At 65.5% G+C, this 12382-nt stretch carries 9 protein-coding genes; 3 read left to right on the top strand and 6 right to left on the bottom strand.

Translation table 11 applies throughout. The features are described from left to right. Positions 1–449: phospholipase D-like domain-containing protein (locus IRT45_RS18885; RefSeq protein ID WP_228534575.1), on the top strand; the 449-nt coding region annotated here is incomplete at its 5' end. A gap of 534 nt (positions 450–983) precedes the next feature. On the opposite strand, the gene IRT45_RS37010 is transcribed toward IRT45_RS18885, so the two are convergent. After that, positions 984–1448 carry a hypothetical protein gene (locus IRT45_RS37010; RefSeq protein WP_228534574.1) on the bottom strand — a complete coding sequence of 155 codons (465 nt, stop codon included), beginning with the start codon at positions 1446–1448 and terminating at the stop codon, positions 984–986. Positions 1449–1795: 347 nt separating this feature from the next. Here IRT45_RS37010 and IRT45_RS18875 point away from each other — a divergent pair, with 347 nt between their 5' ends. Further along, complete coding sequence (locus IRT45_RS18875) at positions 1796–2407, top strand: Uma2 family endonuclease (protein WP_194807165.1); 612 nt, start codon at positions 1796–1798, stop codon at positions 2405–2407. A gap of 21 nt (positions 2408–2428) precedes the next feature. On the opposite strand, the gene IRT45_RS18870 is transcribed toward IRT45_RS18875, so the two are convergent. The 5 genes from IRT45_RS18870 to IRT45_RS18850 form a co-directional block, all read right to left on the bottom strand. Beyond that, complete coding sequence (locus IRT45_RS18870; RefSeq protein ID WP_194807164.1) at positions 2429–6421, bottom strand: TIGR02680 family protein; 3993 nt, start codon at positions 6419–6421, stop codon at positions 2429–2431. After that, positions 6418–7674 carry a TIGR02678 family protein gene (locus IRT45_RS18865; RefSeq protein WP_194807163.1) on the bottom strand — a complete coding sequence of 419 codons (1257 nt, stop codon included), beginning with the start codon at positions 7672–7674 and terminating at the stop codon, positions 6418–6420. Before IRT45_RS18865 ends, IRT45_RS18870 begins: the two co-directional genes overlap by 4 nt. Next, on the bottom strand, positions 7671–9185 hold the full coding sequence (locus IRT45_RS18860) for a TIGR02677 family protein (protein ID WP_194807162.1): 1515 nt from the start codon (positions 9183–9185) through the stop codon (positions 7671–7673). The genes IRT45_RS18865 and IRT45_RS18860 overlap by 4 nt, the downstream gene beginning before the upstream one ends. Before the next feature lie 49 nt (positions 9186–9234). Continuing rightward, positions 9235–10407 (bottom strand): TIGR02679 family protein, encoded by a 1173-nt coding sequence (locus tag IRT45_RS18855; protein WP_228534590.1) that lies wholly within the window; start codon positions 10405–10407, stop codon positions 9235–9237. 106 nt (positions 10408–10513) lie between these two features. Beyond that, positions 10514–10849, bottom strand: coding sequence for a cupin domain-containing protein (locus IRT45_RS18850; RefSeq protein ID WP_194807160.1), 336 nt, complete (start codon positions 10847–10849; stop codon positions 10514–10516). A 71-nt stretch (positions 10850–10920) separates the two neighbouring features. Between IRT45_RS18850 and IRT45_RS18845 the strand changes: the two genes are divergently transcribed. Continuing rightward, positions 10921–11871, top strand: a complete 951-nt coding sequence (locus IRT45_RS18845; RefSeq protein ID WP_194807159.1) for a GlxA family transcriptional regulator — start codon at positions 10921–10923, stop codon at positions 11869–11871. Positions 11872–12382: the final 511 nt, after the last annotated feature.

The raw sequence follows: 12382 nt of genomic DNA, 5'->3' as shown, positions 1-12382 counted from the left end.
ATTTCAGGCGCGGAACACTAGGTGTCGACGCTCCGCGCCTGCTGCGTGGGTTCAGGCGAGGAGATCGCTTGGTGGTCAATGCGAGCCGGGAAGCCGTGGCCTCGCACTCCACTTCGCCCGCCGCCATCCGCGAACTGCTCGAGCGCGGCGTCGAGGTCTACTCCTTGGCCCAGCTACACGCGAAGGTCATCACCACCGCCGACTATGCCGTCATCGGATCCGCGAATGCCTCAGCGAATTCCGAGATGAGCGACGAAGCAGTCGTGATTACTGACCAGAAATCCGTTGTGCGCGAGGCGCGTAGCTTCATCGATGCCCTCATAGCGGACGCGGACATCTCACCGAGGACAATCACCTCCAGCAGGTGTGGAACGGGGCACCGCCTCAAATTCTCATTCCCGGGGTGTCCGGCAGGTCCGAGGAAACGGAACTGCTACCCCGCCGAATAGGTTCTATGTGGCTGGTGTTCACAGAAGACGACGGCCTCACCGCGGCGGAAATCCGTGCGATCACAGCAGCGTTGGGCCACAACCCGAAGTTTCCGACCGCCCCCTCCAACTCGATGATGGCGACCAAAAATTCCCCGTTCACAGCGTGCTCCTGCGCTACGACGACAGGGACGATGTGGTGGTAAGCCCTGCCCAGTCGTTCGCCACCTACGGACTGACGTGGCGCATTCGCCTGAACAACAGCGATCGTGCGAGTCCGCTCGATCGGCGGAGAGGCCGGGTTGGTCAGCCGGGGAATCCGGCGGCGTCGAGACGTGCGATCAGCGCGGACTTGCGGAAGTGAGGGTGGCGTAGTCCGATTTCGCGTTTCGCGAACGGCTCCAGCCAGCCCGAACGCTGGGCCAACGTGCAAGTCGGTCAGGATCGAGACGGCGGAGCGTATTCGCTCGCTTTCTTGGCCGCGATCAACGCCTCGACCTGTCGCCAGGTGTCGTCCTGGTTCGCGGCCACTTCGGCGAGCTGTCGTTCTCGTTGTCACGCTTGCTGTTCCGCGCGTAGTGCGAGCCGCGCGGTATGTTCGCGACGTTCGTGCTCGGCGCGATTTCGGGCCGCACCGTCGAGCGCGTTCCCAGGTGCCGTACCCGGCCAGCCAGGCCACGTAGAGCGGGCGCAGGTCGCCGACCGCGAGTTCGCACCGCACGCCCGGGATTTCGGGCAACCACGACTCGGCGTCGCGGTCCAATCGGGCTCGTCGTCCTGCTCAGTCGATAGTTCGATGATGGCGTGCCTGCCCAACGTCCAGGCGGTCACGTGCTCGTCTAGCTGGAATCGATCAACCGCGTCGAGGTCGAGTACCCGCTCCAGCACACGGCTTGGATCACCGCCGAACGCGCGCCAGTGGTGCTCGTTGACGAAGCTGGTATCGGTGATTCTGGCCCTGGTCGACAACGCGCGCGCCTCGGCCTGCTGTGCGGCGTCCAACGGCCTGTTCAGGGCCACGAATTCGTAATACTGGTACTCGCTTAGCGCGACGACGATGCCATAACGCTGCCCCTCCCACAGCGTTGCGTTTCAGGCCAAAAATCGGGATGAAACGCAACACAACTGCCAGTTCACTTACGATGTGCGCCTCGAAATGTTCGTAAGCAGCCCGAATGGGGTTCTTGCCGGCGTGTTCGGGCAGTACGGCGAGACTTCCTACGGCCGACGTTTCACCGCACCCGACGTGCTCGCCATACTGTTGCGCTCAGGGTCTGTGTCGAGCACACTCCTCAAGCGCCGCATAGGCGAATTATTATGACTGCATGGCCGTCCCAGAGGCGAAGCGACCCGAACTCCCGGAGTGCATGACCTGGGACGAACTGTCGGCGCTGCCCGAAGAGATCGCCGAGCACATCGAACTTTGGGAGGGGCGCGTGGTGTGGATGCCACACTGCCCGCCCGAACATCACGAATTCACCAACCTGGTCTGGAACGGCCTGAGTGCCTGCGCTACAACAGCATTGAAGGCAGACCTCAAGCAGTGCTGGCGGGTGAGTACCGAGACCAACGTGTTCTTCGGGCGCACCGGCATGTCGGATTTCGTCACACCGGACTTCATGGTCTATCGGTGTCTGCCGGAGCCGTACCAGGACGTCCGGTCCGATCGGGTGGTTCTGGTGGGCGAAGTGCTCTCGCCGTCCAACTCGGACGCCGACATGGAAGCGAAGAAGGCGCGCTACGCGCGAGCCGCAATCCCTTGGTACTGGGAGGTCACGCTCGCCACACACCGCAGCGAGATCGCGCACATCCATGCCTACACGTTGATCCCCGAGGTGAAGCCCCCAGATCCTGGCATCACGGTGTTGCACCGCGCCAACTACGTCCTGGCCGGGGCCTGGTCGCCTACGGACGCGGGCGCGGTCACCATCAACCACCCATTTCCCATCAGTATCCCGTGGTCCGAACTGGAATTTTGAGCTCAGGCCGCCGCCTCTCGGCTACGCCGCTGCTTCCAGCTCCGCCCCATTCCAGGTGAACCGGACTGTCGTCACAGCATCGCTGTCGTCGCCCGTGACGATCTGGTGGATGGCGATTCCGCTCAGTTCCGGGTAGGTGCACCATTCGTGGTCGGAGGTGAGGACCAGGTCGAGTGACAGTGCGGACAGCAGGGCGAAGATCTGGCCGCGGTTGGCGGTGTCGACGCCGACGAACACTTCGTCGAGCAGAATCACTCGGGGAGCCGTGGGGCTGGCGTGGTAATGCGCCGCGACAGCCGCGAACAGCGGCAGGTGCAGAGCGATAGCCTTCTCGCCGCCGGAGAGGGCTCCGTGCAGTTTCTTGGTGAGTTCCTGGAAACCCTCTCCGCGCCCGCGGTCGATACGGACGGTGAACTGGTGCCATCGGGTGTAGTCGAACACTTCGGCCAGTTGCTGTTCCCAGCTGGTGGCGGAGTCAGCGGCTTTGGCTTCCTCAATGCGGTCGCGCAGGAACCTGTGCAGGGCTTCACGATCGGCATCATTGAGACGAGCGGGGTCCTTCAAGAGCAGTTCGCGGGCCGCGGCAGTGCCCGGTGGCAGGTCTTTGCCGACCTGCCACCGTAGTTGTACGCCGACGTCGGAGGCGGTGCGCACGCGGGACAGATGCTCGTTCATGGCGTCGACGAGTGCGTTCGCCTGCCGGATTCTGGACGCGAGGTGGCGGCGGGTGTCTCCGGTGAGGGTCTTGTCGAACAGTTCGTGTTCGTGCTGGGTTATGTCGTTGCGGCTCTGGTCTGCTTCTCGCCGCAGGATGTCCTTCAGGCCGGCGGCGCCGACGCGCACGCCATCGACGACGGCGGTGAAAAGTTGGATGTCGCCGTCGGATTCGAGGTCCAGGTCGGCGCGAGCGCTCAGTGAGGTGCGGCATTCGTGCACGGATTCGCTGAGGCGGCGCAGGGCGTCGCCGATATTGTTGGCGGTGTGCGGGACGGTCGGCCAGGCAGCCGTCACTTTGCGGGCGGCATCGAGGGCCGCACGGACGCCACCGGACCCGGTGAGCAGTTCGCGGAAACTTTCGGATTCGGGGATCTCGGCGTCTGCAGGCAGGTTCCCGCCGGCGAGCTCCCGGAATCGCTGGGCGATGAGGTCGCGTTCGGCGGTCTTGTCGCGGTGAGCCTGCGCGGCGGCCTCGGCCTTGGTGCCCAACGCGGCTTCTTTACCGGTCCAATCACGCTCGCGCGTACGTTCGGCTTTCAAAGAATCTGCGGTGGTTGAGATTTCGCCTTGCAACGTGGCGATCTCGTTCAACACCTCGCGGTATTCCATGCCCACAGAATCCTCGACAGCCCGCAATTGCTCACCAGCGTCCCGAAGTTCGGATGCGGCGCGCTCTTCGTTTTCGGCGGATCGCTGTGCCTCCTCGGCCTTATCCTCGGAGTCTTCGGCAGTGGCGCGTTCGTCGGATTCGGCATGTCGGAGGTCGCGGCGATGGTCGAGCCACGTCTGCGCTTTTCCCTGGAACGACTTCAGTGTGGCCCGGAGTGCTTCCAATGCCGCCGTTTCGGTCGGCAATCCGCTCTCGGCGCTGCGCATATGGAGGTTCTGCAGCGCGGCTGTCTGTGCTGCCTGTGCGCTCCGCAAAGCGTCGATCGCGGTCCGCAATTCCTGGTCCACCGAATCTCGGTTGCGGTCCGCGTCCGCGAAGGCTGTCCGGGCGGAGCGAAATGCGCTGCGGTCTGGTTGTGCCCGCATGTCGTCGTCGATCGACCGGCGCCGGTTCGACAGCATCTCCAGCTGCAGATCGTAATCCTCGATGTGCCTGTCGATTTCGGCGATGAGCGAATCGAGTTCGGCGAGGCGGCGCTCTCGGTTCCGTCTCCTGGCCTCCGCCCCGATATAGGTGGCCGCCGGTTTGGCCCAGCTGCCGTGCAGATTACCGATGCGCCAGCTGCCGTCGGCGGCGACCGCCATCGCCGGACCATCGGTGAGGGTCCGGCCGAACGATATGGCTGCCAATACCTTTCGTACCGACTCGGTCGCCACGCCGCCCTCGTCATGCACTGTCAGCACATCGGCGAGGGACTCGCCGGCAACGGCCTGAACCGCGTCAGGGTCGGCGAAGATATCGTGGCCGGCTATTTCACCTCGGGAACCGATCCAGGCGTCGAGGAGACCGGACGATTCGAGTGCCGCTTCGATCGCCGCAGCGGTAGCGGAATCCAGCGCCGGTGCGAATTCGACCAGCTGCCACAGGGGCGCGCCCGTCATGACGGACCGGTCGGCTGTTCGCCATCCGGGCGCGGCCGGGGGCACATCCTGTTCGGTGAGCAGCTTCTCGCGGTCGGCGGCCGGGCGTTCCCGCTCCGCAACCGCCCCCTCTTTGTCCCGGCGACAGGCTTCGATCGCGGCAGCGATGGTCTCGCGCGCGGCGGTGACGGCCTCGTTGACGCGCTCGGCGAATCCGGTGTCCGAATCCGCCACGGAGACAAGCAATTCGGCATCAAGAAGCAGTTCCGAGCAGCTCTGCACCCACTCCTCGATGTCGTGCCGCAGCGATTCCAGCGCTCGATCTCGCTCGTCACCGGCGGTGTGTAGCCGCTCGTCGGCAGCAGTTAGTTTGTCCCGGGCCTGCTCGACACGCTTTTCCTCAGCCTCGCTCAACGCACGCTTCTTCTCGTGCTCCGCAATGTCGCGCTCGACGAGCCGAATCCGGTCTTCGCGCGCCGCTACGGAATTGCGAAGCAGACCGGAGCATTCCGGAAGTGCCAGACTCTCGGCCATCTCGTCCACAGTTGCGCTCATTCCACAGGAGAGAGCCGCTTGCCGTACTTCCGTGGCGGCCAATGCCACGGTTTCCCGCCACGATACGGCGGCGTCCTGGGCCTGCTGATAGCGCTGCGCCGCCTTCTCCGCCGCGGCGGCCTCGCGACGAGCCCGCCCCTGCGCGTCGTCGTACCACCGTTGCGCCTTCGCCACGTTCGCGCGCAGATCATCGAGTTTCGCTCCCTCCTGGTAAGCGTGGGACTTCATCAGCCCCTCCCGGCGCGAGACGGACTGGGCATGGGCCTGTTCGAGCTCGATCACTTTCTGCTCGATGTCCATGAGCTGTTGTTTCGCCGCACCGTGTTGTCCGGCAGCCTCCCGTGCCTGTTCCGACAGGGTGTCGAGTTCGGTGGTCACCGAAACCAACTCCCCGGCATGAGCTCGGAGTACGCGCTGTGCGTAGGTCCGCTGCTGATGCGCGAGCTTCGCCACCGCGGCCGATTCCTCATCGAGACGAGCCAGCCGCTCCCGCTGCGCATCCAGCCGCTCGAACCCCTCGGCGAGGTCGGCGAGTTCGTCGGTTCCCAAGGGCGGCAGCGCCTTCGACAACAGTGTCGACAACAGTCCGGGATCGAGGCGCTGGGACAGTTTCGGCATCCGCAACTGCAGCAAGGCGGTGATGAGAGCGTCGTACCGTTGTTCGGACAGTTCCGGGAACAGCGTGGTACGCACGGCATTCCGGTATTCCGCGGCGTTCTCGTAGACATCGCCGTACTCGCCGATCCGGGCATCGAGTTCGGATTTGCCGATCGGCCGCTCCGAATCGGTGAGTACCAGCACTCCTTCTTCGCCCGGCTCGCCGATCCGCTGGCTGGTGGTGAAGAAGTCCGGGTGCACGCTGGTGGTCCGGCTGGTGGCCTGCAGTCGGGCACCACAGGTGAACCAGCGGTCCTGCTGCCGGAATTCGAGCCATACGTAACCGACGCGGGTCACCCCGGTGGCGCCCTCCCCCATCATGTTCCAGTGCATCGTGCGTTCGTTGGTGCCGAAGGTCGAGAGCCGATTGGCCCGCAAGCTGGCATCGAACAGGAAGGGCAGCAACAACTCCAGCGCCTTGGATTTGCCGCTCCCGTTCGCACCGCGTAGCAGCAGTCGGCCTTCGTGAAATTCGAAAATTTCACGGTAGTAGCGCCAGATGTTGAGGATTCCGGCGCGAGTCGGTGTCCAGCGCACCTGAGCGGCAGCGGTCATGACTGCTCCTGAGTGGGATCGGCGAGGCGAGGCTGCTGCACGCGATAGCGCGCCGCAGCGGGTAGTGGCACGACCAGCCCGGCCGTGGTGGTGCGAACCAGCTGGAACTGAGTGAGCACCGCCAGCGCGTCGGTAACCAGGTCACCGGGACCGTCGTCGGTGCGGTAGGAACGTGCCCAACGGGGGAATCGTTGCAACAGCTCAGCCGCGTGGCGGCGCAGTTGCTCGACCGTGGTCGGGCCGGTCAGCTCTTCCAGCAACAGCAAGGCGGCGACCTTGGCGGTGGCGGCATCATCCGGGAATTTCTGGTCGGTGGACAGTGCCTCGGGGTCTACGAACATCACCCCTTCGGCCCGCTCCTCCAGGACGAAGCCGGCGGTATCGGCAGCTCGTTTGAGCATCTGCCGTCCGGTCGGGGTTGCCAGGTAGGCGCGTTCGGCGTCGGTCAGGGTGTCGAAGTACAGCACGGGGTCCTCGACCAGTCGGCGAAACACGCTGTGCCGCAACCAGAGATTGCGCTGCGCATCCGGCGCTGCTGGGGAATCGGTATGGCGACCTCGATGTTCGGCGGCAGCGCCGTAACGACGTTCACGGGTCAGTTCGCCGAGTACGTCGGGCAGCCGCAGCGGGACCTCCTCGGCCGGAACGCCCAGCTGCGATGGACCCGACGTAGTGACCAGCAGCCGCAGCAACAATGTGTTGTCGACCCGGTAGAGCACCTTCGCCTGCGTGGAGTCGACGTAAGTGTCCGACGATCCGTCGACGGTCTCCAGCACTCCGAACGACTCCAGAAGTCGCAGGACATCGACGAATGCTCGCCGCTCCGCCCGATCGACCGGGTCGAACCCACTGATCAGGGGTTCGTTCGCGGTCGCGGCCGCGACATTGTCGGCCAGGATGCCGATGGTGGTCACCGGAACTGTGCAAAGCTCCGCCGCGACGACACACAGCAGCACATACCGGCGGCGGTCGAACGGCGTCCGCTGAGAACGATGGCGCCGAGCCGGACGCGTGGGATCGACACTTGTACGGACCTTACGCAACCGCGCGTATCCCACCCGCGGCTCCACGATGAGCCCCCATCCGCAGAAGGTGTCGAACCAGGCGGCAATCGGTACCCGGCGCCGGCGGACGACGTCGAACCGGTCGGGGGCCGACCTTGCGGTGAGCAGCGGTTCGGCGAGCAGATAGCGGATGCCGCGCCCTACCTCTTCCTTTTCGGCGATCGCGAGCTGGTTGGTGAGGTCGCTCATCGCCGGGCTCCGACCGCACGAATCTCGACGAGATAGTCCGGGCCACGGAAGACACCGTGCGGCAGGCGCAGTTCGGCGACAGCGCCGTCCGCGGCGGGCCGCAGCACGATCTGGATGCGGCCGTCGTGTGCCCGGGCCGACCGGACGCCCTCTGCATCCGGTGCCGAACCGAGTGCACGTCCGATCAGGTCGAGAAGGCGCTGGAACATGGCGTGGTCGAGTTGCTCGAATTCCGACAGCCGCCGGGCGGTGCCGCCGGTATCGAGCATGTCCCAGGCCGCCTGGATTTCCGCGCGCTCGGCGATCGCTTTGGCCGCTCGTTCCTTACGCAAGGCCGATACATCAGGAACGGCGCCCGTCCGTCCCATCCGTTCGGTCTTTCCCGCGGTGCGCAGGAGCGGCGACACCGGCACACCTGGGGCCTCGATCCACGAAGCCGTGTAACTCACCAGCTCCGGGTCCGGGTGTGCCAGATGAGCGTGCCGCGCCGGACTGAGGCCGAAGACCGTGGACCACAGGCGATTCAGGTCGTCTCCAGCCGGGATGATCGCGAACCAGCGAGCGAGCTCACGGAAGTCGGCCGAAGCATTGCTCGATCGGCGGCGCGATTCGGTGAGGCGGTCGAGAAATTGTAAGAGGGTGACGATGGCACGCCGTCCCACATGTCGCAGCTGATCGACACGTGGCACGGAGCCGTCGGCCGGCAAGAACCAGGCGCGCAACCCCGCCCAGCGAGCCCGGCGCTGTTCCAGCCAGGCCGGACGGGGATCGGTTCCACTGAACGCGGGCAGATCGGCACCGGCCAACGCCCGCTGCTGCAGCCGGGCGACACCGAAATCCTCCAGCTGCCGAATCCGCATCGCGATGGTGTGCGCACGGATATCGAGATCGTCGAGAAACTCCTGCAGGTATGCAACTGTGGCGGCCTTGACTTCGTGGAACACCACGAGATCCACGCCGTCCGCACGCAGCAGGCGTTGCAACTCGCCGTTGAATTGTTTTGTCCCGGAACGCAATGCCTCCAAGTGCCCCTCCAGCTCGGCCAGCACCACATAGACCTGCCGGTTGGTGCCGGACTCCGACACGCGGATCAGGTCGGCCAGGCGATCGGCGATCGCGTCCAGCACCGCGGTCTGCAAGGCGCCGCTCGAGGCAAGGACGGTCAAGGCGTGCACAACTCCGGCGAAGGCCGCCTCCCCCATCTTGGTCAGTGAATACAGCAGATTGCGGCGTTCGTAATCAATTGCGGTGCGGTAGTTCTCCGAGTGATTCTGGATTACATCCACGAGATTCCACGCCCGCAACTGGTCGAGTACCTCGGCCAGTTCGTCGTCGGCGACGGGTTCGAGCCGGCCGACAGAAGGCAACCGGGAACGCAGATTATCCAGGCTCAGCGCCGTCTCGAGATGTTCGTTCGCCTCACCGAACGCATGCAGCACCGCCGTATACAGTCCCGAACGCTCTGCACCGGTGAACCGGAACATCTCCGGTGGGACTCGAATCGGATCCATGCGGCGCCTCCCCTCGATCAGCAGCCACGGTAACGCCGTGCACCGACAACTACAGCGCCAGATCGTCCAGGAGGATCTCCACGACCCGTTCCTCCGGCACCGAAACCCCGGTTCGACGCATATGGGAGGCCAGATCGCTATCCCAGGGAGCCTCCGATACCCGGCCCACCGGGGGCCCGCCCGGACCGACCGACGCCAGGTAGTCCGCGCTACCCATGCGCCAAGGATGCGCACCGGTCCGCGCGATGACGTGTGCCGCAATCCGCAAACCCTCACCGTCGAAATCGCCGTGATATTCGAGCCGGGCACCCGCGGTGGACAGGAGATCCAGGAGCCGAATACCTGCGCTGGACGGCCAGCCGGCGGTGCACACGATCGGCGCGCAGGAGGGTCCGAAGCGCCGCAACGCGCTCGCGAGCACGCTCGGATTCTCGACCACCCGAACGACTTCCGGCACGACATCGAGTTGCTGTGCAGTGCGCACCTGCTGCAGCGTCAGCGAGGCAGCCGAGCCTGCGGCTGCGCAGACGGCGAGCATCGCTTCGAGCACCGATCCGGATCCGGCCACACGGAGTCCGGCCGCGAGAACGGTGGACGAGAGTTCGTCGTCGGCAACGCCTGCCGTCTCCCAGAAACTGCGCACCCGGGCGGCATCCCGAGGCACATCACAGTCGTGGATTGCTGCCAGCCCACGAAAAACAATCGCCTGCAACCGAGTTCCGTTGTCCAAGCCATGTGGGTCACGCAGCGTCTGCTCCGCGAAGACCGGGAGCGGCGTCCCTGGTGCGGGTATAGCGTGCAGCACTGCCAGGGCCTCGGCCAACAGGTCCCGCGTTGTGTCCACCGATCCCCCGATGATGCCGGCGCGTCGCATGGCGTGGGCCCACTCCCCCAGCGCCGGTTGTGAGCGAACGACGGGATGAGTATCCAGCCAATTCCACAACTCCCGCCGCCGACCCGCCTGCTCTGCACGAGCGGCCGACCGATTCTCGATCGGTCCGACGAGCTCTTTCACAACCTGATGAGCCGTCATCCCCACGGACTCTGTCAATGCGGAGTCCAGCTGATCGACACGAATGCTGCACACCTCGGGCGGCAGGATTGCCATGCCCAGCAGGTCTGCCAACGCTTCGCGCTCAGCCACGCTCAAAGGGCCGACTCGAACCGACGTCACTGTGGTGCCGGATCCGAAGCGCCGATGTAGCGCACGCCAAACAATCATCAGATCGGCTGAGAGACCGACCCCCGTCCCGCCCGTCATAGGCATCAGTATCCGGTATAGAGCGTTGGCTGCACCCACTAACCGAGCCGCGGCTACCGCCTGCGATCTACCCCTCGGGATAAAAGAGGAACAGGGTGCACCCCGTCTCGCTTCCTGGCACATGCCAGCTCCCTGCCGGGGCATGGAGGAAGGTACCCGCCGAGTAGTCCCGGGCGCCGTCGTTGAAGGTGCCGGTCAGGACGTAGACCTCCTCGGGTCCGGGTTCGTGCACGTCGCGGCGGGGCCAGGAGGTGCCGGGGTCCATTTCCAGGACGTGGGCGTGGGCGCCGTTGTCGCCTTTCCACAGGTGGCGTAGGCGGATGCCCGGGAAAAGTTCGCGACTGGGGGCGTCGGCGAGGTCTGTCCAGGTGTAGCCGGGCTGGGTGAGGATTTCGGGGTTCATATCTGTCACGGTGCCGGATGCGGCGAGGCCCGGACAGTGTCTGAGATGACGTCGAGGGGTACATTCTTGCCATGCATCGTGTGGTGGCTTTGGTGCGGCCGGTGCAGTCGACGTTCGAACTCGGTTGCGCTGTCGAGGTTTTCGGTACACAGCGGGACGGCGTGCCGCAGTACTACGAGTTCGAGGTGTGTACGGAGGCGCCGGGGGCCGTGCCTACGACTGCGGGTTATGCGATATCGGTGTCGCGTGGGTTGGCGGCGCTGGAGTCCGCGGACACCGTGATCATTCCTGGGTGGCTACCGGTGGAGACCCCGCTGTCGGGACCGGTGCGGCGGGCGCTGGTCCGGGCGCACGGCCGCGGGGCGCGGCTGGTCACCATCTGTTCCGGGGTGTTCGCGCTGGCTCGGACCGGACTGTTGGACGGGCGTTCGGCGACGACGCATTGGGCTCGGGCCGGGCAATTGGCGCGGGAGTTTCCGCGGGTTCGGGTGGAGCCGGATCGGCTGTATGTGGACCACGGCGATGTGGCCACGAGTGCAGGGGCGGGTGCGGGAATCGACCTGTGCCTGCATCTGGTTCGCACCGATCACGGTGCCGCACATGCCGCACTCATCGCGCGGCACATGGTGATGCCGCCGCATCGCGATGGCGGTCAGGTTCAGTACGCGCCGCCGTCGCCGGTCGAGGACGGATTCGACGGTCTGCTGGAATGGGCCGAGGCGCGGCTCGAGACATCGCTGTCGGTGGCCGATATGGCCGCCCATCTCAACGTCTCGCCACGAACGCTGGCGCGCCGGTTCGCCGAGCAAGTCGGTACCAGTCCGGGTGGATGGTTGCTCGAGCGGCGGGTGGCGCGGGCACGAGTTCTGTTGGAGGACACAGACTTACCGGTCGATGCCATCGCGGTCCGAGTAGGGCTGGGCTCGGCGGTCAATCTGCGTCGGCGTTTTCACGACCAGGTCGGCACCACGCCGGGCGCGTATCGACGCGCGTTCCAAACACCGGCCGCCGGTAAAACGTAGATATCGCCGCCCAGGAGCAGCCTCCGGCGGTTCGTCGTGCATCGCGAAGTTCCGCAACGGTCCACCGCGAAGCCGGAGAGGCTGGAGCGCGGTATGTAGACCGGGGACCGTTGCGCGGCCTGCACCCAGCACAGCCGTCGCCCGGGTGAGCAGCGACTGTCGCGCTGACTGAAGGCGGTTCAGAAGACTGGGAGTCCGCCGGTTCCTCGTACCAGACGGTATCGGGCCGAAGCCTGGGACGAGACCGCACGCCGCCGGTTGACCGCCGGGCCGCTGACAGCGCCCGTGATTCGGGCCGCCCACCGGAACGACGGCGCCGCCGACCGAGAGTTGTACGAATGGAGTAGGCGGACGTCGAGACCGGAGGCGGAACAGAATCGCCGACCCCAGCCTGTCGGTCCGAACCGACCGAGCCCTGTCATCGTTTCGTCCCGACCGACCAGCAGTCGCCGAGAGATCGGGACCGACTCGAAGGAGCGCCGACCCCAGGTCGAGCGGCATGCGGTGAGAA

The sequence above is a fragment of the Nocardia sp. BSTN01 genome, assembly GCF_015354405.1.
Classification (GTDB): Bacteria; Actinomycetota; Actinomycetes; order Mycobacteriales; family Mycobacteriaceae; genus Nocardia.
The sequence above is the reverse complement of the archived record's forward strand: the minus strand, read 5'-3'. Positions and strand labels throughout refer to the sequence as shown.

Bases quoted from the DNA above. Each gene is read 5' to 3' on its own strand.
- IRT45_RS18870 (WP_194807164.1), bottom strand. From the start codon at position 6,421: ATGACCGCTGCCGCTCAGGTGCGCTGGACACCGACTCGCGCCGGAATC.
- IRT45_RS18845 (WP_194807159.1), top strand. From the start codon at position 10,921: ATGCATCGTGTGGTGGCTTTGGTGCGGCCGGTGCAGTCGACGTTCGAA.
- IRT45_RS18855 (WP_228534590.1), bottom strand. From the start codon at position 10,407: ATGATTGTTTGGCGTGCGCTACATCGGCGCTTCGGATCCGGCACCACA.
- IRT45_RS18875 (WP_194807165.1), top strand. From the start codon at position 1,796: ATGACCTGGGACGAACTGTCGGCGCTGCCCGAAGAGATCGCCGAGCAC.
- IRT45_RS18860 (WP_194807162.1), bottom strand. From the start codon at position 9,185: ATGGATCCGATTCGAGTCCCACCGGAGATGTTCCGGTTCACCGGTGCA.
- IRT45_RS18865 (WP_194807163.1), bottom strand. From the start codon at position 7,674: ATGAGCGACCTCACCAACCAGCTCGCGATCGCCGAAAAGGAAGAGGTA.
- IRT45_RS18850 (WP_194807160.1), bottom strand. From the start codon at position 10,849: ATGAACCCCGAAATCCTCACCCAGCCCGGCTACACCTGGACAGACCTC.